The following is a 20,728-nucleotide window of genomic DNA, read 5'->3' on the forward strand; positions in this document are numbered from 1 at the left end:
GTAATGTTTTCGGCGGTCTGAATCAAGGATAAAGGATCGCATCGCTGGCCTCGACAGTGTAAAACCAGCAGCGTATCCTTTTGCTACGTTTATCGCCCTGGCGGCGGTTAAAAGGATGATTTTATGCAGAAAAAACGCATTTACCGCATGGTTATTGCATTAGCAGCAGCCGGACTGATGGCATTCAGCTCGCTGGCTGCGGCGCATGCGCATCTTCAGTTTTCCCTCCCGGCGGCCAAAGCGCAGGTCACCACATCCCCCGATGCGCTGACGCTGAACTTCAGTGAAGATATTGAAGCGGCATTCAGCGGCATCACGCTGCTGGATAGCGCTCAGACACCTGTCGCGACCGCCAACGCCCGCGTCGAGTCAGATCAAAAAAACCGACTGATTGTTGGCCTGTCTCAGCCGCTGAAAGCGGGCAGTTATCAGGTTAACTGGCACGTGCTGTCGGTAGATGGCCATAAAACCGCAGGAAGCTATCGCTTTAGCGTGAAGTAACCCCGGTGACCACGCTCTGGATAGTGCTACGCGCACTGCATTTCGCCGCCGTGATGCTGCTGACCGGTAGCGCCTGCTACAGCGCACTGCTGGCACCTAAACGCTATCGTCCAATGCTGGCGCTACGATTAAACCCGCTGGTGAAGGGGAGCGCCTGGCTGGCGCTGCTGAGTGCGCTGGCGATGCTGGCCTGCCAGAATGTATTAATGAGCGGCGACAGCACTAACCTGGCCGATATCGACATATGGCTGGCGGTGCTGGGCACGCACTTCGGTGCAGTGTGGCAGTGGGAAATGATTTACAGCGTGCTGGCCGTTATCGCGCTATTACTGACCGGAAAGCTTCGTCAACAGGTGTTGTTGCTGGCTGGCGTGCTGCAACTGGCTTGTATGGCCCTGATTGGTCATGCCGCGATGCGCGATGGCTGGCCCGGTCTGCTTCAACAGTTTAATCACGCCATACATCTGATAGCTTCTGCGTTCTGGGTGGGGGGATTGTTTCCCTTGCTACTGCTGATGCGCGAGGCGCGCCAGATCGATCGCCGCAGCGACGCCATCCGCACCATGATGCGTTTTTCGCGCTATGGTCACCTGGCGGTCGCGTTAACACTGCTGAGCGGCGTGATAAACAGCGTGATGATCGCAGGCTGGCCACTCATGTGGCACGATTCACGCTACATTGTATTGCTGTTGTCTAAAGTGCTGCTGGTTGCTCTGATGGTGCTGGTGGCGCTGTTCAATCGATACTGGCTGGTGCCGCGATTCCGCCTGGCGGGCAGCGGGACACAGCAAAAATTTATTCGCATGACGCAGCTTGAACTGTTGCTGGCGTGTGGAGTGGTTGGGCTGGTGAGCGTATTTGCCACGCTGTCGCCAGCCTGAATGTGGTTCAAGAGAGAAAAGGGTAGTTATGTTGCTGAAGAAAGTGATCCCCGCAATCCTGTTGTTATCCGTATGCGGCCAGGCGCTGGCGGCACAAATCATTACCGTCAGCCGCTTTGAGATCGGTAAAGAGAAGTGGCCGTTCAACCGTGAAGAGGTGATGCTGACGTGCGAGAAAGATGGTGCGATGTTTGTCATCAACCCAAGCACGCTAATGACCTATCCGCTGAACGATATCGCCGACACGCTGTTCAAAAACAAACAGGTGAAAGCGCAGCCAATCAGCGTGATCCGGGCCGAAGACAAAGCGCATCCGGGCCAGATGATGAGCCTGCAACCGATTGTTGAGCGCACCCAGGCGCTGTGCGGTAAATAAACCTTCTGGGTGCAGCATCGCGCTGCGCCCAAACCCCGATTTTTTGCCGCTGCGATCACAAACTGATCCTGTTTATGGCCCTGAGTCCTGCGTTTGCTGGAATTTTCACCACGCTGTTCTAGTCTTAAATGGCAAGGCGACACCGCCTTCATAAATGCCAACTTTTAGCGCACGGCTCCTTGAGAGCCATTTCCCTGGACCGAATATAGGAATCGTATTCGGTCTTTTTTTGGTTGGCATTTAAAAACAGCATCTTAGATTAAAATCAATGAGTTAAACGCCACCCTGTTGCCTTCTGTTCTACTCTGCTGGACTCTGTGCCGCCACTTTGTCGCCATTTTTCTTCGCCATCAATGCCAGCGGATTAAGTTTAACGAACCCGCCTTTCTATCCTTTAGTGAATAACCATGCAACTTGCCTGAACCCTGACGCGATAAATTCGCTTATATTGCGGTTTCAGCATCAATATCCTGTACGGTGCAGACCATTTTACGACTGTGGTAGAAATTGTGCCCCTATCATCGTTGCCTTCGACGATGCGGACACCGTAATGATCATCAGACATGTGATGCTTGCCGTTTTGAGGGAGTGCTCATGGTCTGACATCAGGTAAAGGGGTACATGCAGTTGCAGTCTGCTAATCCAGGCGCGGTTTTAACCGCGCGGGCGCAGCCAGTGCAGCCAGTAAGTTGTGTTTTTTCCTGTATCGACGCGGCAGAGCCCGCCATCAAGATTGACGGCCGACACGGATCAGGTTACGCAGCAGACACTGGATTTCTGTAAGTTGTTCGTTCATGGGGCTAAAATGCCCCAATTTTTTACAAAGTAGAGTTGTGATTGTTTGCCTGGGAATCAGCAAACATTCATACAATATTCATAAAGAAATATAAAAGTAACTTATAAGCGTATTCTATGTAGCTAAAGCCTCCATGCACATACTCAAACATCATCCCAGAAGCCAGAAAGTTGCAAATAAAAGCAGTAATTGTCCAATGGAAAATATACTTATTAGCTGAATCGAAATCCCTTTCAACTATAAAAGAAAATGAAATATATATAGCACTCAGGAAAAGAAAGATAAATCCTAAGTAGGCAGCAAGCTCAACTAAAAGCATGTTGAGACCTTCCAGATAAGCAATGTTGACGTAAGGTTCTGAAAGATAATTGAAAACTCTAGAGTAAATGCCGGTGTGAATGTAACCCTCATGATATGCAAGATATACTGCATGATACATAAGTACACCAACAATTAACGATGGAATGAGATATACTAAATCATATAAGCGCCTCATGCCTCGCATATATATTTGAAAAGATACACCCAAAAAACATATTACCAATGGTAGCCATGAAAAGGACTTCATGATCCCGATAAATAAAGATGGATAGACTGGAAAGATTACCAAAAGAAATGCCGCTATCATTATCGAGAGGGTCTTAAAGTTCTTTTTATTTATCTTATCCATTTCATATATGTTTATCGTATTATTATTACCATTAATATTGTGACTTTGATTCCTTATTTCCGTCTTAAAATTTATTTTCAAATATTTTATGGTCAGGGCCGCTGAGAAAGTAAGCGCAATGAGTGAATCTAAAGAAAAGAAATTTTCAAATAGCATAATAGCCTCCATTCATGATATTTCATTAAGCGATCGTCCAGTCATTTAAGTTTTATGTCAAAGAATTTATCACCAACTCCTCAATAATTGAAATATCCCGTTTTGAGATACCCATCAATGGTCTTGATTCATACTGCACCTCTTTACCTTTACGCGCTCACCGGCCGCGCAGCCCGAAATGATGCACGCGGGCCATCCGCTGCGCATTACCCGCAAACTTGATAATGGGCCCATCCAGACTGGCCTGCGTCTTCATGTATTTAGCGGTGCGCAGCTTTGCGAACATCTCACGCTTTATCCTGCCCTTTTTGCTGCGCACCTGCTGCGTTTTGCGGGGCTTAAATGGCTTGCTGTCTGGTGCGTGCTGGCGTTTGATATTCTGCTGCTTACTCGCGTGAAGCTTCATCGTAATTATTCGCGCCATTTCCTTACGCACCGGGGCTGACAGGCTGTTAATAAGCGCCTCCAGCCAGTCATTTACCAGCCGCAACTCGCACATGCCTGCCACTCTCTGACCAGCTCACTCTAAACGTAAAGCTGTAGCGGCCGCGCGACATTCTCTGACAGTGGGTTCTCGCCGACGTGGGTCACGCGTAGCCCGTCGTCGGTCTGATTCACTATTACGCGTACGCGCTCGCTCAGCTGCAGTTCAAAGCTGATATCGCTCGCCGATTTACGTGAAGCGAAACATTCTGGCCTCAACGCTTATTCCGCCCCCGATGATAAGTCAGCGGGCGTTCAGCAAGTTCGTGCTGGATTATCTGGTCTTCGGTAACGCCTTTGCCGGGGTGCGCCTTAACAGCCTGGGTAAACCGCTGCGCCTTGAAACTAGCCCGGCCAAATTCACCCGCAGGGGCGTGAAGGATGGCGTTTACTGGTTTGTGAATGACTGGAAAGAGCCGCACGAATTTTCGGCCGGCAGCATGTTTCACCTGCTGGAGCCGGATATCAATCAGGAGCTGTACGGGCTGCCTGAATATCTCAGCGCGCTTAACTCCGCCTGGCTGAATGAGGCGGCAACGCTGTTCCGCCGCAAGTATTACCAGAACAGCGCGCACGCCGGTTACATCCTGTATATGACCGACGCGGCGCAGAGCAGCAGCGACGTTGACCGGATGCGCCAGGCGATGCGCGACACGAAAGGGCTGGGTAACTTCCGCAATCTGTTTATGTACGCGCCGAACGGTAAGCCGGACGGCATCAAGATCCTGCCGCTCAGTGAAGTGGCAACGAAAGACGATTTCTTTAACATCAAGAAGGCCAGCCGCGACGACCTGTTAAGCGCACACCGCGTGCCGCCGCAGATGATGGGAATTATCCCGGACAACTCCGGCGGGTTTGGTGACGCGGTGAAAGCGGCGCAGGTATTTGTGCGTAACGAATTGCAGCCACTACAAGAAAGAATAAAGGAGTTAAATTTTTGGATTGGAATGGAGGTGATAAAATTCAATGAATACCGGTTAGATTGAACGGAGGTCAGGGTTTACCCTGACCTTTATTTTTTAGCTGGTCAATGGAGGCATTTTACACCATGCATTAACGCCCACTTTTGTAATGCTGATGATCGCCAATACAATAACGGGCGCTATAAATATAGCCGTCACCCCAAATACTCCAGCTAGTATTGTTGAAATGGCGCCTACAATCCTTGATTTATTTTCCTCTAAAATACCATTAAAACCTTTTATTTCATCTTGATACTTTTCATCACCACAAATTAAGCTTTTAAACTCATTCCAAAATAATTTTGAAAACTGTCCTCTTGAAGAACCATGAGGCTGACCGGCTCCAAACTTTGATGTATCAGACACTCCATTAGAGCTAAACCATTTATCAATAGCATAAGCCTCGTCACCACTTTTTAAAAATTCATTTATAGTTAAACGCTGATATGGTTTTAATACCGACAACCACTCATCTGCAGGATCATTAGGCAACTGAATCATAGCATGTCCTTTATATACTCGGCAGAAATACATTGTGTGGTTTGGTGTAGCTCGCTTGGATTTATGTTATTTCCAAAAGTCACGTAACCTCCAGAAAGATTTGCATAAGCGCCAATCAAGATGCCGACAACAGAATTATCTTTTTTCGATACAACCGGAGAGCCTGATTGACCAGGCCTGGTTTGAGTATTGATAATAGCAAATTTGGTTTTAATGCCGCTTGAATCTAATAAAACTTTTGCACCTACCGTGGCTTTTTGTAAGGTGAGCACAATCCGTCCATCGCCACAATGCGGATAACCAATTACATCAATGTCATCACCAACACTAGCTCCATCAAACCCTGTTATATTAAGTTGCGGTCCCTTAATAACTTGTTCAGTTTCTAATATACATAAATCTTTAACTGGATCTTCTTCTATTATAGTTGCGAAAAAAGATTGGAATTTCCTTACAGTTGTGTCTTGATAATCATCATAATTCAAAAGACCAGATGGAATAACAACAATTTTTCCTGATCTTCCTGATATTACATGCCTAGCTGTAACAAGTTTTTTTTCTGAAATAAAAAAAGCAGTTCCAAGGGGGTTGATTAAGTTGCTTTCAATGATTCCAATGCATGCTATAAAAACGGGCGAAATCATAATAATCCTCTTTAGGTAGTAGGTAAGAGAAAACTTTAGAACTTAAGTGGTCTATTCAGGTTTTTTCGCATCTGCAGGATGTCAATTCACCTATAGTTATACATGTTTTACTTCTCCGCGCGCAATGCTATCCCCGCCACGCCTGCCCGCTTTATGTATCACTTTTCATGCATCTGCATGTACCACCTCTGAGCGCGCCGGCTCTGGCCTTACAAACACATAGCAATCCAATTTGGATCATGCGGATTCATGCAAGCATATGCACTTTGATGCAGAAGCAAAAAGCCACCTGAAAGGTGGCTAGTGAACGGTAGGGAAGGGGCAACTAATCATTCTGCCTGGCAGTAAATAGCGGCTTCGAAAATAGCTGTGTCGATTGTCCCTGCCATGTCGCTGATCATCGACAGTGCCATTTTTAATTCATCTTCTTTGCAATGTGCGATCAGCGATACGTCAGCAATGAACTGAATGCGTGCAACCGTTTCACTGTGATTATTTATGTTCATCAATTGATTAACTCCTTCTATTCAAAAGAAATACTGTTTGCATGAGCAGAATTATGATGAACTAAAATCGTTAACAATCGTGCGGCTCCGATTAGTCCGGCTGCCGTTTTATTAATCAGGCAACTGTATGCCTCTTTTTCTCGCTAGTGCATTGAAGCGTTTTAATGGGGTGGCATTTTTGCGACGTCTATGGAAGAGATACCCGTTTGTACCGCTCCAGTAAGAAAGCTCACCAACTATCATCTTGTGATCTTTCATCATGCGGACAGCTTCACCGTGGGACAGTGTTAACCTGGAGATCTCAAAGTAACTCTTTTTCAGCGCCTCACGTTCTGCGCAATGACTCCGTTCAGAGTGATATTTGTCCGGTTCAGGTTGCTCCTGAGCTGGCTTTTCTTTTAATCGCTTAATAATCCTTCTTCGCCCGGCACGAGTAAGAGGCTTTGTGAAGTCGATAGTGGCTTTAGAGCCTGTCGTCTCAGTACAGTTATTGACAGAACTCCGAGAGGACGCAGGCGCGTCCTTAAATTCAAAGCCCAAATCAACGGCATGTTTCTGAACAATCTTCCACCAAATAAGGCGAGTTAAGATTGGCATGTCGTCGCCAACTGCAGTTGCGTAAACACCCTTGATACGCACGGTTTCCTCGCGGTACTCATTCACATCTTCGCTTGCCTGATACCAGGTGCGTACAGCCAGATCGTCACGGCGCACGAACGGGCCACCCTGTGCCTAAACGTATTCAGCCCGGTCTGAATGGATGTTCCTTCTAACGTTCTGTATGCTTATAAGATATTACAAATAAAATGGCCATCTCACTCTGACAGGTAATTGTTGTGGATAATAACGAAGAAAAAATCGCTGATGCTTTATATGAGATATTGAATAAATGAAACGTGTTTTTTTATGGCTTATACAATCATTTATCTATTTAATTCCTGCTGTTGTAATTGTGGCAGGGTTGTATATCTTTATTCGGTTCATTCCTGAATATGCTGCGTTTCTTAGCATAACCTGGGTGGTTGTCGTTTCTTTCGTGTATATAAAATACAATCGATGGTATTAGTTTTATACAGAAATCTTTAGTGTTGCTGTTTTATCGATAGCGTTAAAAGTGTGAGGGAAGTGATGTGCTTATTAATGGGTTTAGCTGTCATTTAGCGATTATAGCATCTGGTTTCTCTGGTTAAGATCTGTCAAAGAGATTAGTTAATCAGACTCACGTCTGTCTTATTTTATAAAATAAATCATCTCCCCAACTAATTTTTGAGTCTTATTTTAGGTCCATTTTATGCTCGTGATTCCCCAGCAGACTGCCAGCAGAACAAACCTAACCAGACGATTTTCCCCAAAGTTGGACTTAATCAATATATCTAAATAACCTCCCTCTACGGTTCTCCACGTCTATTAAACGTAAAAAAACCGGGTTGTAACCTGCCCCGGTGAATTTTATCCAGGGTTTATTATGTTCTTAAAAAAAGTTATTCCTTGTGTGATGGTAGCATTGGTGAGTACCTTCATTTCTGGCTGTGTGATGGCAGAGAGGGGACACCATCGTGGCCCATCTTCTGACTGGCATCGTCATCATGCATCTTCTTAGAATGATAAGGGCTTGTAGCCAGCATGCCAGACCCACCGCATCAGAAAATAACGCTTCACAGCATCCGGGGCCACCGCAAGCGACAGATAGTGCAATTCAGCATTTGGGACCACCGCCAGCCGGTAATTACTGCCTGACAAGGTTATTCATGATACATGCACTTCACTGGCATCCAATAAATCACTCCTGATTTACAGAACGTCGACATGCACAAATGCCTTACGAAACTTACCTCAATACTGAGCTTATTCGTAAAGGCTGCATTAACTCTTCCTGACCCGCACCTAAAGCTTACCTGCCATCTTGTCATCATCTCTGTTTGGCTTATTCTTAACCTTCAATCAAAAGGAGTAACGTTTATGAAAGCGGCAATTGCTAATAGTGAACATAAGGTTGAAGTGGTTGAGAAAACGCTGCGTCCGCTCAAAACGGGCGAAGCACGGCTCAGGATGGAGTGCTGTGGCGTATGCCATACCGATTTGCATGTGAAGAACGGTGATTTCGGCGATAAAACAGGTGTGACGTTGGGTCATGAAGGGATCGGTATCGTTGAGGAAGTTGCACCAGATGTGACCTCACTCAAGCCTGGCGATCGTGCCAGCGTCGCCTGGTTTTTCAAAGGCTGCGGTCACTGCCAATACTGTAACTCCGGTAATGAAACGCTCTGCAGAGAGGTCATCAATGCCGGTTTTACCGCTGATGGCGGCATGGCTGAAGAGTGTATCGTCGTTGCAGATTACTCGGTTAAAGTCCCGGACGGGCTCGATCCTTACGCCGCCAGTAGTGTCACCTGCGCCGGTGTCACCACCTACAAAGCGGTAAAAGTGTCAGAGGTGAAACCCGGTCAGTGGCTCGCGATTTATGGCCTTGGCGGTCTGGGCAATCTCGCGCTGCAGTACGCCAAAAACGTCTTTAACGCCAAAGTGATCGCCGTTGATGTGAGCGATGGGCAACTGGCACTGGCGAAAGAGATGGGTGCCGATCTGGTCGTCAACTCTGCCAGCGAAGATGCGGTACGCTTCATTCAGGAGAAAACCGGCGGTGCGCATGCTGCTGTGGTGACAGCGGTTGCCAAAGCGGCCTTTAACTCGGCGGTGGATGCGGTCAGAGCGGGAGGTCGCGTCGTGGCTGTCGGCCTGCCACCGGAAGCGATGAGTCTGAATATTCCGCGTCTGGTGCTTGATGGTATCCAGGTGGTGGGATCGCTGGTTGGAACGCGTAACGATCTGGCAGAAGCCTTCCAGTTTGCGGCAGAAGGGAAGGTGGTGCCGAAGGTGACCAAAAGGAAGATTGGTGAGGTCAATGACATCTTCGAAGAGATGGTTCAGGGCAAGATCCGCGGCAGAATGGTGATCGACTTTACCGGTCAGTCTGCTGATTAAAAACCACTGATGACCCCAGATGCCCGCGCGCTGCGGGCTTTTTTATGCCTGCAATATTAAATCTACGCTGGTTGAATGCCTGTCAGCACATCCCGGCAAACATTAATAAGTTCTGCTTTATGTTTCATGATGTAATTCTGGCTTGCACTTTACCGGTAACATTATAGTTTATGAGGTGATATTGATTACACACAACGGAAGGAGGGTTATTTATGGCGAAGCAACATTTACTTAAATCCATTGAAATTGCGGCAATTGTGCTGTTTGTCCTGATAGTGGCATATCTGGCTGTAACCGGGCTGATGTCATCGGCGGGTGTGGATCACGCCTGGCCTTATCCCACTAAATAACTAAGTGCCTCACCAGGGAAATCATAAATAATATAAATAAAAATGACCCTTACACAGGGCATAAAAAACCCCGCAAATGCGAGGTTAATCAGAATTTAAACCAGACTCACCGACAGCAGCGTCAGCTCTTCAGTATCCAGCGACAGACTTTTTTTAGTCTCAAACATATAGGCTTCCAGTGCCTCCTCGACATCGTCGCCTTCGATAAAGGCATGAGTCGTAACGTGATTTTCACCTTTTGGCTTAATTACGTATGAAACAAACCACTTCTTCTTTTGCATGATGTTTATCCTCTTTTTAAAAATTGAGATGCCGCCTGCCAGCAGTACAGTGCTCATCTGCCGGACATTCAGCGGTAGTGCGGAGCTGGCCGACTAAGGCGAATCAAGCGGGGCAGGATGCAGCAGGTCGATCACGTCATCGATCTCATTGCTGGCCGCGTGACGATCAAGGGCAACTGCGTAGTAGCGTCCCTTGCAGTAGTGCTTTGTTACCGCCACCCGATGGCCAGTATCGCTGTCAGCTTCCTTGCCGGTCAGGGTCTGCAGGTGGGGCGGAATAACCAGCTCACTTTCGAGTTGTTCTGCTTCAATGATCACCGCGCCACCATCGGTGGATAGCAGCAGATGCTGAATGCTCATGTTCTCTCCTTTGAGTCAGATTGCTAACCGGGAAAGTGTAGTTCACCTCAGCAGGTGTGCTGACATCACCACTGCATGAGTGCCTGTGTAGTGCTGCTAACCGGTGACTGAGGCAAAAAAAAGCCCCAGTCAGGGGCTTTTTAATCAGGATTCCTGGCAAACTTAACTGGTCTGATTAGCCAGCTTTGGCTTCAGAACACGTTTTCCAATCTGGATGCCGGGCTTCTCAACATACTTATAGAGTAAAGAGGCGAGTGCATAGGTCACCGGGATGGCCGAGACGCAGACAATCAGGAAGCGAGTCATGTCGCTTCTGAACTCAATGTCGGTGTGCGTGAGCAGCAGTGCGATCATCGGGATCACAATCAGCAGGTGCAGCAGGTAAACCGAGAACGAGACGTCGCCCAGCCAGGTGCTGAGACGGTTGTTCAGCAGTTTACGCGGCAAAGCAATCAGCGTTGCCATCAGGCTGCCCTCCGGGTATTGCCACAAAATCGCCGTCATACCGACGATCATCAGCGCTTCCATAATGACCTGCAGCTTAATCGCCCCCAGGCCCATCGCCACGCTCGCCACCGGTCCAAGCAGCGCAAAAGCGACGTAGAGCAGCGATTTACGGCGAACCGCTTCGGCCATCAGCATGCCTGCCAGGAACATGTTCAGCTTAATCAGAATCATGGAAGGCATCTCAAAGGCCTCATAATAATCTGCCAGCACATACCGACCGGCGCAGCAGAGCGCCATGATGCCAATCAGCGAGGCCGCATAACCGAAACGCAGCGTCACCAGCATAATGAACGGGAACAGCAGATAGAACTGCATCTCCAGCCCGATGCTCCAGTCAGGCAGCACGGTATTAAACCCATATTCAGGCAGCAAGCCAAACAGGAAGCTGAAGTGAGTCAGGATGTTTGCCAGCGACTGGTCGGTGTAACGTGATGATTCAGTGGCGGTGCCGGAATAGAAATGAGCAATAGTATCTCGCATCTCGCCAAACCACGGGCCATAAATCAGCGCGATGATTAACAGCAGATAATAGAGCGGGGCGATACGGAAGAAGCGACGGATCCAGAACTTCTTAATGGTCTCCGCGCTCTGCCACGGCTCTTTCTGCTGGCGCTCGACGTAGTTTTTCGCCATCAGATAACCCGATAACAGAATAAACAGATCAACTCCGATGCCAGGCGATGAAATAAGCGTGATGTGGCAATGAACCAGTAAGCTGATATGGCCAACCAGTACCCAGAGAGATGCGATGCCACGCAATCCCTCCAGCTCCGTAGACCAACCTCGTGTAGCAGACATATCTGTTCCTCATTTTTATCCGACTTTCGGCGCTCACTAAGCCTTAAGGCAAGAGATATGTAAACGGGCCTTTACAAAAGTAAGAAGATTCCGAGCACAGGTAAGAGGAAAAAATCAACAAGAAAGGGGCGGTACAGCACGGGAAGTTAAGGGCATGCAGCTGCAAACCCTTAAACGTTATTACTGATTGAGTGTGCCTGTCAGGCCAGCTTCAGCAGGATCATACCGGCCAGCAGCAGGGTCAGACCGGTCCAGCCTTTCCGGTTCAGACGCTGACCAAACAGCACCCAACCGGCCGCGACAGTGACGATAATCCCAAAGGCGCCCCAGACCGCATAGGCAATCGACAGATCGATACCTTTAACCGCCTGAGCGAGTGCGCTGAACGCGAGCAGCACAAAGCAGAGTGAAAGCAGACCATGTAGCGGTTTCTTAAATCCATCAGAATATTTAAGGGATATATTCGCGGCAATCTCCAGCACGATAGCCAGCGCCAGCCAGGCGGCGTGGACGAAATCAGCGATGACCATGATTAACCTCCGCTGATGATTGAGTGCCGGTCTTGATCAATACAATCCCGACGATCAGCGTCATCAGCCCGCAGATTTTCATCGCGGACAGCGTTTCACCAAACAGCTGCACGCTGAATAATGTAATCAGCAGGATGCCGATTCCTTCCCACAGGGCATAGGCCACGCCAAGAGCAATACGCTTGATGGCAAAACTCAGCAGAATATAGGAGCAGGCAATCATTGCCAGCATCAGCAGGTAACCTGAATGGCTGCCGTTAAGGCTGGACCACTTCATAAAAAGGGTACCAATAATTTCAGTAATAATAGCGAGTGACAATAAAACCCAGGCGCGCATGGGTGCTCTCCAGCAACGAAAATGACGACCTGCCACAGTACAGAGGGCAGACTCAGAACAGTGTCGAAGGGGTGAGCGGACTACAGGGCGTTACGCCAGTGTTGATCGGCGACGTTCCAGCCAGAAAGGAAAGCGGGGGAAAGGTGTGACATGAACATTCTGCTCATAAAATTTTCAACGCATCCACATTGTTGCTTCTCATCAGTGGACGGATAGTGCCTCCGGTTAACTACACGCCGGTTTTATACCATTCTGCACATTATGAAATCAACAGCAGATCCTGCTTCGTTTGGTAATGGTTAAGGTTTGATAGTTTGAAAATGGCCAGTTATATAAAAGGATGTAGAGAAAGGGAGGTTGGGGAAAGAGCATGGGCTAAAATGTACAAAAAAGCCAGGCAACAGCTTGCCCGGCTTTCGTTACGTGACAATGTCACGAATTACTCAGCACGCTGCGGTACCGTGCGCACTGGCGCATCACCCGCGACATAGTAAGACGCCGTGCTGCGCGGCAGCGGCTCGCGTCCACGAATCTTATCGGCAATCTTCTCGCCAATCATGATGGTGGTGGCGTTAAGGTTGCCGGTGATGATCAGCGGCATTATCGATGCATCCACTACACGTAGTCCTTCCAGACCATGCACACGGCCTTCACCATCTACCACGGCCATCGGATCGTTACCCATCTTACAGGTTCCGCATGGGTGATAGGCGGTTTCACCGTGGTTACGCACGAACTCGTCCAGCTGCTCATCTGTCTGGCAATCCAGGCCCGGGCTGATTTCACGGCCACGATACTTATCCAGCGCCGGCTGGTTGATGATCTGGCGCGTGATGCGGATAGCATCGCGGAACTCATGCCAGTCCTGCTCATGTGACATGTAGTTGAACAGAATAGCCGGATGGCGACGCGGATCGCGTGACTTCAGGCGCACATGTCCACGACTCGGAGAGCGCATGGAGCCGACATGACACTGGAAGCCATGGGCATCGACAGCGTTTGAACCGTTGTAGTTAATCGCTACCGGCAGGAAGTGATACTGGATATTCGGCCAGCTGAACTCTTCGCGGCTGCGGATAAAGCCGCCTGCTTCAAACTGGTTGCTGGCGCCGATGCCGGTGCCGTTAAACATCCACTCCGCCCCGATTTTCGGCTGATTCCACCACTTCAGGGCCGGATAGATAGAAACCGGCTCCTTGCACTCATACTGAAGGTACATCTCCAGGTGGTCCTGCAGGTTCTCACCCACGCCCGGCAGATCGTGAACCAGCGGGATATCGAACTGCTTAAGCAGCTCAGGCGAGCCTACGCCAGAACGCTGCAGAATCTGCGGCGAGGCGATAGCGCCGGCACACAACAATACTTCACGGCGCGCAGTCACTTTATTGATGGTGTTGCTGTCGCCCTGGAGATATTCCACGCCAACCGCGCGCTTGCCATCGAACACAATGCGATCGGTGGTGGCATGCGTGATGATCTTCAGATTAGCGCGGCCTTTGGCCAAATCAAGATAGCCACGGGCGGTGCTGGAACGACGACCTTTCGGCGTCACGGTACGATCCATTGGACCGAAGCCTTCCTGCTGATAGCCGTTCAGGTCGTCCGTGCGCGGATAACCCGCCTGCACACCCGCCTCAATCATCGCTTCAAACAAGACATTGTTGCCTGCTTTAGGCGTCGCCACGCACACTGGACCCTCGCCGCCGTGGAAATCGTTCGGACCGATATCGCGGGTTTCAGCTTTACGGTAGTAGGGCAGGCAGTCCAGATAGCTCCAGTTCTCCAGGCCAGGTTCGCTGGCCCAGTTATCGAGATCCATCGCATTACCGCGGATGTAACACATGCCATTAATCAGGGATGAACCGCCCAGACCTTTGCCGCGACCACACTCCATGCGGCGGTTGTTCATATAAGGCTCTGGTTCAGTCTCATACGCCCAGTTATAGCGTTTTCCCTGCAACGGGAAGGCGAGGGCCGCAGGCATCTGGGTGCGAAAATCAAAACGGTAATCGGGGCCGCCCGCTTCCAGTAACAGGACGCTCACGTTGCTGTCTTCGGTCAGACGGGTAGCCAGAACGTTTCCTGCGGATCCGGCTCCAATAACAATATAATCAAATTCCATTCATCGTTCCTCAGGTTAAGTGATTAGAAGACTGACTGAAAACGCGTCAGCTCAACCTGCACGGACTTCACCTGGGTGTAGCTCTGCAGTGTCATCAGGCCATTTTCACGGCCGATGCCGGAGTGCTTGTAGCCACCCACTGGCATCTCTGCGGCTGATTCGCCCCAGGTATTAATCCAGCAGATACCTGCTTCGATCTGATGAATCACGCGGTGCGCCTTATTTAAGTCCTGCGTCACCAGCCCGGCGGCCAGACCAAATTCGGTGTCGTTGGCGCGACGGATCACTTCTTCTTCGGTTTCATAGCTCAGGATCGACATGACCGGTCCGAAGATCTCTTCACGCACAATCTTCATCTCATCACGGCAGTCGGTGAACACGGTCGGTGCAACCCAGGCGCCCTGGTCGAATTCGCCACCGGTCAGACGTTTGCCACCGCACAGGACACGTGCACCTTCAGCAATGCCGGACTCAATGTAGCGCATCACGTTGTCGCGATGACTGAAGCTGACCAGCGGGCCAAAGTTGGTGGCCGGGTCGCGCAAATCGCCGGCCTTGATGCGGGCAACGCGTTCGCTGATTTTCGACTCGAAAGCCGCCTGCAGTTTTGCAGGAATAAAGACGCGGGTGCCATTGGTGCAGACCTGACCGGAACTGTAGAAGTTCGCCATCATGGCGATGTCAGCAGCCAGATCGAGATCGGCATCATCAAAGATGATCAGCGGTGATTTACCGCCCAGTTCCATGGTGACTTCTTTCAGCGTTGAACCTGCGGCATTGGCCATCACTTTTTTGCCGCTGACGACGCCGCCGGTGAAGGAGACTTTGTCGATGCCAGGATGCTCAGTGAGCAACTGACCGGTGACCGAACCAATGCCCGGCAGCACGCTGAACACGCCATCCGGCAGGCCCGCTTCGGTGTAAATTTCTGCCAGTTTCAGGGCGGTAAGCGGAGTCATTTCACTGGGTTTGAAAATCATCGCGTTACCTGCGGCCAGCGCAGGCGCGGATTTCCACAGGGCGATCTGAATCGGATAGTTCCAGGCGCCGATACCGGCGACCACACCCAGCGGTTCGCGACGGGTATAAACAAATGAAGTTTCACGCAGGGGGATCTGCTGACCTTCCAGCGCCGGAACCAGCCCTGCGTAATACTCAAGCACATCTGCACCGGTGACGATATCGACCGCTGAGGTTTCGCTGTAAGGCTTGCCGGTGTCGAGCATTTCCAGCTCGGCCAGCTCATCATTACGCTCACGAAGAATATCAACGGCGCGACGCAGGATACGCGAACGCGCCATGGCGGTCATCGCGGCCCAGACTTTCTGGCCTTTTCTGGCGGCAGCAACGGCGCGATTGACATCTTCCTGGCCTGCGGCATGAACCTCTGCCAGCACTTCGCCGTTGACCGGGTTAATCGTCTGGAACGTTTCGCCAGACGCTGCGGCAACATAAGCGCCATCGATGTAGAGTTTCTGCTCGGTGAATCGGGACATGTTTTCTCCTTCCGTTATTCGTGCTCGCCAGCCAGTTGCTGACGGATGAATTGGGTGGTCAGTGTGAGGGCGATAGCCGGATTAAAGGGCTTACCGCTCAGTGCGGCACGCAGCCACAGACCATCGATCAGGGCAGCCAGACCGTGTGCAGCCAGTCGTGCCTTTTCCAGCGGCAGTTCACGCCGGAATTCGACTACCAGCATTGAGTAGAGCCGCCGACTGCTGACCCGCTCCAGGCGATTAAGCTGGGGCTGATGCATGCTGCTCGACCAGAAGTCGAGCCAGGCTTTCATCACTGCCGTGTGCACCTGAGTTTCATCGAAATTCCCGTCAACGATGGCACACAACCGCTGATCTGCCGGGGCACCGGCCAGCGGTTGTAACCGCGACAGTACCGCCTCACGCAGTTGACGCGTCACATCACGCATCGTGGCTTCCAGCAAGCCGTTTTTATCTTTGAAATAGTGACTGATGATGCCGGTAGACACCCCCGCCCGACGGGCGATCTGGGCGATGGTGGCATCATTAATCCCCACTTCATTAATCGTGCTCAGGGTCGCATCAATCAGTTGCCGACGACGTATCGGCTGCATCCCTACCTTTGGCATAGCTCCAGCTCCACCCTCAAATCGAGCCCCTATTTAAACTTTTTTTGATTGCACGTTCAATATAAAAAGAAACTTTGTTAGGATGCTGTTCTTTAAATGTAGCCAAAGCGAAACGGCAATGAGTGCTAAAATAGGCTGGTTTGCCAAAACGATTAACAGGAAGTGACAGAACGAAACAGGGCCGCACGGCCGGAAAACCGTGGACGGCAAGACTTATCCATTGCGTATTTTCAGGACATTAACCAGAGGTAATCGATGAATAATCCACCTGCCGGTGAAAAAGACGGCCTCAATCACGTAGTATTTTATACGTCTGCGGGATTGATCCTGACTTTTTCACTTGTGACGATTCTCTACAGTGAACTGGCCGCGAGCTGGATCCTCAAGGCGGTAAACTGGGTTTCCGCCACCTTCGGCTGGTACTACATGCTGGCTGCCACGCTCTATATCGTGTTTGTGCTGTACATGGCCTGCTCACGTTTTGGCTCGATCAAGCTCGGGCCTGAGCACTCTAAACCTGAGTTCAGCGTGCTCAGCTGGTCCGCCATGCTGTTTGCTGCCGGGATCGGGATCGACCTGATGTTCTTCTCGGTCGCCGAACCGGTGACGCAGTATATGCAGCCGCCGGAAGGTGCAGGGCAGACGCTGGAAGCCGCCCGCCAGGCGATGGTCTGGACGCTGTTCCACTACGGCCTGACCGGCTGGTCGATGTATGCACTGATGGGCATCGCGCTGGGCTACTTCAGCTACCGCTATAACCTGCCGCTGACCATCCGTTCCGCGCTCTATCCCATCTTCGGTAAACGCATCTATGGCCCGATTGGTCACACAGTCGATATCGCGGCCGTGGTCGGCACTATCTTTGGTATCGCCACCACATTAGGGATAGGGGTTGTGCAGCTGAACTACGGCCTGAAAGTGTTGTTTGATATTCCGGAAGGCTTTACCGCACAGGCTGCGCTGATCGTCCTCTCTGTCGTCATCGCCACCATCTCTGTCACGTCGGGCGTCGATAAAGGAATTCGTTTTCTCTCTGAGCTCAACGTGATCATGGCGCTGGGGCTGATTCTGTTTGTGCTGTTCTTCGGCAACACCGAGTTCCTGCTGAATGCGCTGGTGCTGAACGTCGGCGATTACATCAACCGCTTTATGGGCATGACGCTTAATACCTTTGCCTTTGATCGTCCGACCCAATGGATGAACAGCTGGACGCTTTTCTTCTGGGCGTGGTGGGTGGCCTGGTCACCGTTTGTCGGCCTGTTCCTGGCACGTATTTCACGTGGTCGTACCATCCGTGAGTTCGTACTGGGCACGCTGATTATTCCGTTCACCTTTACGCTGCTGTGGCTGTCCGTGTTCGGTAATGCCGCGCTGTATCAGATCATTCACGGCAATACAGAGTTTGCGCAGGAAGTGATGAACCATGCGGAGCGCGGCTTCTACAGCCTGCTGGCGCAGTACCCGGCGTTTAAACTCAGCGCATCAGTCGCCACCATCACCGGGATGCTGTTCTACGTCACCTCGGCGGATTCCGGCTCGCTGGTGCTGGGCAACTTCACCTCACGCCTGAAAGACATCAACAGCGATGCGCCGAACTGGCTGCGCATCTTCTGGTCCGTGGCGATTGGGGTACTGACCCTGAGCATGCTGATGACCAACGGTATCACTGCTCTGCAGAACACCACGGTGATCATGGGGCTGCCGTTCAGCTTTGTTATCTTCTTTGTGATGGCGGGTCTGTTTAAGTCCCTGAAGATTGAGGATCACCGCCGGGCCAGCGCCACGCGCGACACCGCGCCATATCTGGCTCATGCGACCGATCGTCTGACCTGGAAGAAGCGTCTGTCGCGCCTGATGAACTACCCTGGCTCGCGCTATACCCAGCAGATGATGGAAAAGACCATATATCCGGCAATGCAGGAAGTCGCGAAAGAGCTGGAGCTGCGTGATGGTCGCGTCACGCTGGAAAATGTTGAGGCAGATGAGGCTAACCCGATTGGCTATCTGGATCTGCGCGTCCATCTGGGCGAAGAGCAGGACTTCATCTATCAGGTCTGGCCGCAGCAGTATTCAATTCCAGGCTTTACCTATCGCGCCCGCAGCGGTAAGTCGACCTACTACCGGCTGGAAACCTTCCTGATGGAGGGCAGCCAGGGTAATGACCTGATGGATTACAGCAAAGAGCAGGTGATTATCGACATACTGGATCAGTATGAGCGACACCTGAACTTCATCCATCTCAACCGGGAAGCACCGGGCAGCAACATCAGCTTCCCGAGCGTCTGAATCAGGGCCCGTCAGTGAGCAATTGCTGGCGGGTTTTTTTTTGCCATCGGCTGGGTGAAATGCTCCGTGGCCAGCCGATATCGACTATCTTTAGGGCTTTACGGGCCTGATGCCAGAAAAGCACAGACAGGGAGTCATATGGGAAAAATATTCAGTACGTTTCTGCCGCTGTACACGACCACGCTGCTGATGCTGCTCGGTTCTGGTTTGCTCACCACCTATGTCTCATTACGTCTGGCCAGCGAGCATGTCAATGGCGCACTGATCGGCTCAATCATTGCGGCCAACTACATCGGACTGGTGATCGGCGGCAAAGTGGGGCACAACCTGATTGCCCGCGTTGGCCATATACGCGCCTACGTTGCCTGTGCCGGGATCATCACCGCCTCCGTGGCGGGGCACGGGCTCACTGACTTTATTCCGCTATGGGTCTTTCTGCGTCTGATCATCGGACTTTGCATGATGTGTCAGTATATGGTGCTGGAAAGCTGGCTGAACGATCAGGCTGAATCATCCCAGCGCGGCATGATTTTCGGCTTATATATGGTTGCCACCTACCTTGGACTCAGTGGCGGACAGGTAATACTGAGCCTGCAATCCGGCTTTGGCGTCAGCACACTGCTGATTGTCGCGCTCTGTTTCGCGCTTTGTCTGGTGCCGATTGCGCTGACTACCCGTACCCACGTCAGGCCGATGACACCTGCGCCGATGGAACTGGGTTACTTTATCCGCACCATTCCTAAACTGCTCGGCACCACGCTGGTAACCGGCATGGCGATTGGCGCGTTCTACGGCCTGGCGCCGGTTTATGGCAGCAGCAAAGGCTTCACAACCAGCCAGACCGGCTATTTTATGAGTCTGACGATTTTTGCCGGGCTGGTGTCGCAGTTTCCGCTGAGCTGGCTTTCTGACCGCTACGATCGCCAGCGGCTGTTATTCATCATTGCCATGCTGTTTGCCGTGGCCTGCGTGCCGCTGGTGTTGCTGCCGCATCTGACCTTCCACTGGATGATTGGCATCGCTTTTGTTGCCAGCATGATGCAGTTTGCGCTCTATCCGTTGCAGGTGGCGCTGGCCAACGATCAGGTTGCCGCCGAGCGTCGTGTCTCGTTAACGGCCTGTCTGCTGATGGCGTTTGGTATCGGTGCCAGCATCGGGCCGCTGGTGGTGGGTGCGTTGATGGAGCCACTCGGCAGCAATATGCTCTATCTCTTCTTTATGCTCTGCGCACTGGTGATTGGCGGACTGAGCTTTGTTCGTGCGGCAGGTCCGCTTCCGACAACCGAAGTGCCGCTGCCGCACGTGGTCATGCCTGACAGTCTGGCGACGTCGCCACTGGGCGCCGCGCTGATCCCAACGCTGGAGGAGGAGGTGATTCATGCGTCAATGGGCGGTCAGGAGCCGGAAGAGGAACGTGAGAGTGACGATGACGCGCCTGACGACGAGGAAATGCCGGATGATTTACCCGGGGACCCGCAACATAAAGAGCCATAGCTGAGCATGATGTCCGGATCTGGCGCACTCCTGTCCGGTTACCGGCTCGACATTCGGGCCAGTAACCGCGATGCTGACTGACACGCTTCTTAAGGAGTCAC

20 protein-coding genes and 3 pseudogenes are annotated in these 20,728 nt (G+C 51.1%); 8 read left to right on the forward strand and 15 right to left on the reverse strand.

Translation table 11 applies throughout. The features are described from left to right. Positions 1 to 123 precede the first annotated feature (123 nt). The 3 genes from yobA to HZZ01_RS03555 are packed head-to-tail and all read left to right on the forward strand — an operon-like array spanning position 124 to position 1,758. Positions 124 to 501, forward strand: a complete 378-nt coding sequence (gene yobA, locus HZZ01_RS03545; RefSeq protein ID WP_179895526.1) for a CopC domain-containing protein YobA — start codon at positions 124 to 126, stop codon at positions 499 to 501. Between the two features lie 5 nt (positions 502 to 506). After that, positions 507 to 1,382 (forward strand): copper homeostasis membrane protein CopD, encoded by an 876-nt coding sequence (copD, locus tag HZZ01_RS03550; protein ID WP_179895527.1) that lies wholly within the window; start codon positions 507 to 509, stop codon positions 1,380 to 1,382. 28 nt (positions 1,383 to 1,410) lie between these two features. After that, positions 1,411 to 1,758 (forward strand): YebY family protein, encoded by a 348-nt coding sequence (locus HZZ01_RS03555; RefSeq protein ID WP_179895528.1) that lies wholly within the window; start codon positions 1,411 to 1,413, stop codon positions 1,756 to 1,758. Between the two features lie 660 nt (positions 1,759 to 2,418). Here HZZ01_RS03555 and HZZ01_RS20925 read toward each other — a convergent pair. The 3 genes and pseudogenes from HZZ01_RS20925 to HZZ01_RS03565 form a co-directional block, all read right to left on the reverse strand. After that, positions 2,419 to 2,554: pseudogene (locus tag HZZ01_RS20925) on the reverse strand (phage baseplate assembly protein V); the annotation flags it as partial. A gap of 67 nt (positions 2,555 to 2,621) precedes the next feature. Next, positions 2,622 to 3,380 (reverse strand): hypothetical protein, encoded by a 759-nt coding sequence (locus tag HZZ01_RS03560; protein WP_179895529.1) that lies wholly within the window; start codon positions 3,378 to 3,380, stop codon positions 2,622 to 2,624. Between the two features lie 52 nt (positions 3,381 to 3,432). After that, positions 3,433 to 3,879: pseudogene (locus tag HZZ01_RS03565) on the reverse strand (phage virion morphogenesis protein). 160 nt (positions 3,880 to 4,039) lie between these two features. Between HZZ01_RS03565 and HZZ01_RS03570 the strand changes: the two are divergent. Continuing rightward, positions 4,040 to 4,849 (forward strand): annotated as a pseudogene (locus HZZ01_RS03570) (phage portal protein); the annotation flags it as partial. A 33-nt stretch (positions 4,850 to 4,882) separates the two neighbouring features. Here the strand turns inward: HZZ01_RS03570 and HZZ01_RS03575 are convergent. The 4 genes from HZZ01_RS03575 to HZZ01_RS03590 form a co-directional block, all read right to left on the reverse strand. Next, entirely contained in the window at positions 4,883 to 5,326 is a 444-nt protein-coding gene (locus HZZ01_RS03575) for a hypothetical protein (RefSeq protein WP_179895530.1), read from the reverse strand. Continuing rightward, on the reverse strand, positions 5,323 to 5,970 hold the full coding sequence (locus tag HZZ01_RS03580) for a serine protease (protein ID WP_179895531.1): 648 nt from the start codon (positions 5,968 to 5,970) through the stop codon (positions 5,323 to 5,325). Before HZZ01_RS03580 ends, HZZ01_RS03575 begins: the two co-directional genes overlap by 4 nt. A gap of 329 nt (positions 5,971 to 6,299) precedes the next feature. Beyond that, positions 6,300 to 6,476: a hypothetical protein gene (locus HZZ01_RS03585; RefSeq protein ID WP_179895532.1), complete on the reverse strand. Its 177-nt coding sequence runs from the start codon at positions 6,474 to 6,476 to the stop codon at positions 6,300 to 6,302. 111 nt (positions 6,477 to 6,587) lie between these two features. Further along, a complete protein-coding gene (locus HZZ01_RS03590; RefSeq protein WP_179895533.1) occupies positions 6,588 to 7,190 on the reverse strand; it encodes a hypothetical protein in 603 nt (200 codons plus the stop codon). A 1,245-nt stretch (positions 7,191 to 8,435) separates the two neighbouring features. On the opposite strand from HZZ01_RS03590, the gene adhP reads away from it, so the two are divergent. Both adhP and HZZ01_RS03600 read left to right on the forward strand, forming a co-directional pair. Further along, complete coding sequence (gene adhP / locus HZZ01_RS03595; RefSeq protein WP_179895534.1) at positions 8,436 to 9,458, forward strand: alcohol dehydrogenase AdhP; 1,023 nt, start codon at positions 8,436 to 8,438, stop codon at positions 9,456 to 9,458. Positions 9,459 to 9,670: 212 nt separating this feature from the next. Beyond that, positions 9,671 to 9,808 carry a hypothetical protein gene (locus tag HZZ01_RS03600; protein ID WP_179895535.1) on the forward strand — a complete coding sequence of 46 codons (138 nt, stop codon included), beginning with the start codon at positions 9,671 to 9,673 and terminating at the stop codon, positions 9,806 to 9,808. 95 nt (positions 9,809 to 9,903) lie between these two features. Here the strand turns inward: HZZ01_RS03600 and HZZ01_RS03605 are convergent, their stop codons facing one another. From HZZ01_RS03605 to betI, 8 genes are all read right to left on the reverse strand, one after another. After that, entirely contained in the window at positions 9,904 to 10,089 is a 186-nt protein-coding gene (locus HZZ01_RS03605) for a hypothetical protein (protein ID WP_136198192.1), read from the reverse strand. 93 nt (positions 10,090 to 10,182) lie between these two features. Beyond that, positions 10,183 to 10,449, reverse strand: coding sequence for a hypothetical protein (locus HZZ01_RS03610; RefSeq protein WP_179895536.1), 267 nt, complete (start codon positions 10,447 to 10,449; stop codon positions 10,183 to 10,185). 162 nt (positions 10,450 to 10,611) lie between these two features. Then, the gene (locus HZZ01_RS03615) at positions 10,612 to 11,754 is read right to left on the reverse strand and encodes an acyltransferase (protein ID WP_179895537.1); all 1,143 of its coding nucleotides are present in this window, start codon (positions 11,752 to 11,754) and stop codon (positions 10,612 to 10,614) included. 200 nt (positions 11,755 to 11,954) lie between these two features. Next, positions 11,955 to 12,284, reverse strand: a complete 330-nt coding sequence (gene mdtI / locus HZZ01_RS03620) for a multidrug/spermidine efflux SMR transporter subunit MdtI (protein WP_179895538.1) — start codon at positions 12,282 to 12,284, stop codon at positions 11,955 to 11,957. After that, positions 12,271 to 12,621: a multidrug/spermidine efflux SMR transporter subunit MdtJ gene (gene mdtJ, locus HZZ01_RS03625; protein ID WP_179895539.1), complete on the reverse strand. Its 351-nt coding sequence runs from the start codon at positions 12,619 to 12,621 to the stop codon at positions 12,271 to 12,273. The genes mdtI and mdtJ overlap by 14 nt, the downstream gene beginning before the upstream one ends. A gap of 439 nt (positions 12,622 to 13,060) precedes the next feature. After that, complete coding sequence (betA, locus tag HZZ01_RS03630) at positions 13,061 to 14,743, reverse strand: choline dehydrogenase (protein ID WP_179895540.1); 1,683 nt, start codon at positions 14,741 to 14,743, stop codon at positions 13,061 to 13,063. A 23-nt stretch (positions 14,744 to 14,766) separates the two neighbouring features. After that, positions 14,767 to 16,239: a betaine-aldehyde dehydrogenase gene (gene betB, locus HZZ01_RS03635; RefSeq protein ID WP_179895541.1), complete on the reverse strand. Its 1,473-nt coding sequence runs from the start codon at positions 16,237 to 16,239 to the stop codon at positions 14,767 to 14,769. A gap of 14 nt (positions 16,240 to 16,253) precedes the next feature. Next, positions 16,254 to 16,847: a transcriptional regulator BetI gene (gene betI, locus HZZ01_RS03640; RefSeq protein ID WP_136198674.1), complete on the reverse strand. Its 594-nt coding sequence runs from the start codon at positions 16,845 to 16,847 to the stop codon at positions 16,254 to 16,256. Between the two features lie 255 nt (positions 16,848 to 17,102). Here betI and HZZ01_RS03645 point away from each other — a divergent pair, with 255 nt between their 5' ends. Both HZZ01_RS03645 and HZZ01_RS03650 read left to right on the forward strand, forming a co-directional pair. Beyond that, positions 17,103 to 19,133 carry a choline transporter gene (locus HZZ01_RS03645; RefSeq protein WP_179895542.1) on the forward strand — a complete coding sequence of 677 codons (2,031 nt, stop codon included), beginning with the start codon at positions 17,103 to 17,105 and terminating at the stop codon, positions 19,131 to 19,133. Positions 19,134 to 19,271: 138 nt separating this feature from the next. Next, positions 19,272 to 20,627 carry an MFS transporter gene (locus HZZ01_RS03650; RefSeq protein ID WP_179895543.1) on the forward strand — a complete coding sequence of 452 codons (1,356 nt, stop codon included), beginning with the start codon at positions 19,272 to 19,274 and terminating at the stop codon, positions 20,625 to 20,627. Positions 20,628 to 20,728: the final 101 nt, after the last annotated feature.

It is taken from the genome of Pantoea sp. WMus005, assembly GCF_013415305.1.
Lineage (GTDB): Bacteria > Pseudomonadota > Gammaproteobacteria > Enterobacterales > Enterobacteriaceae > Pantoea > Pantoea rara.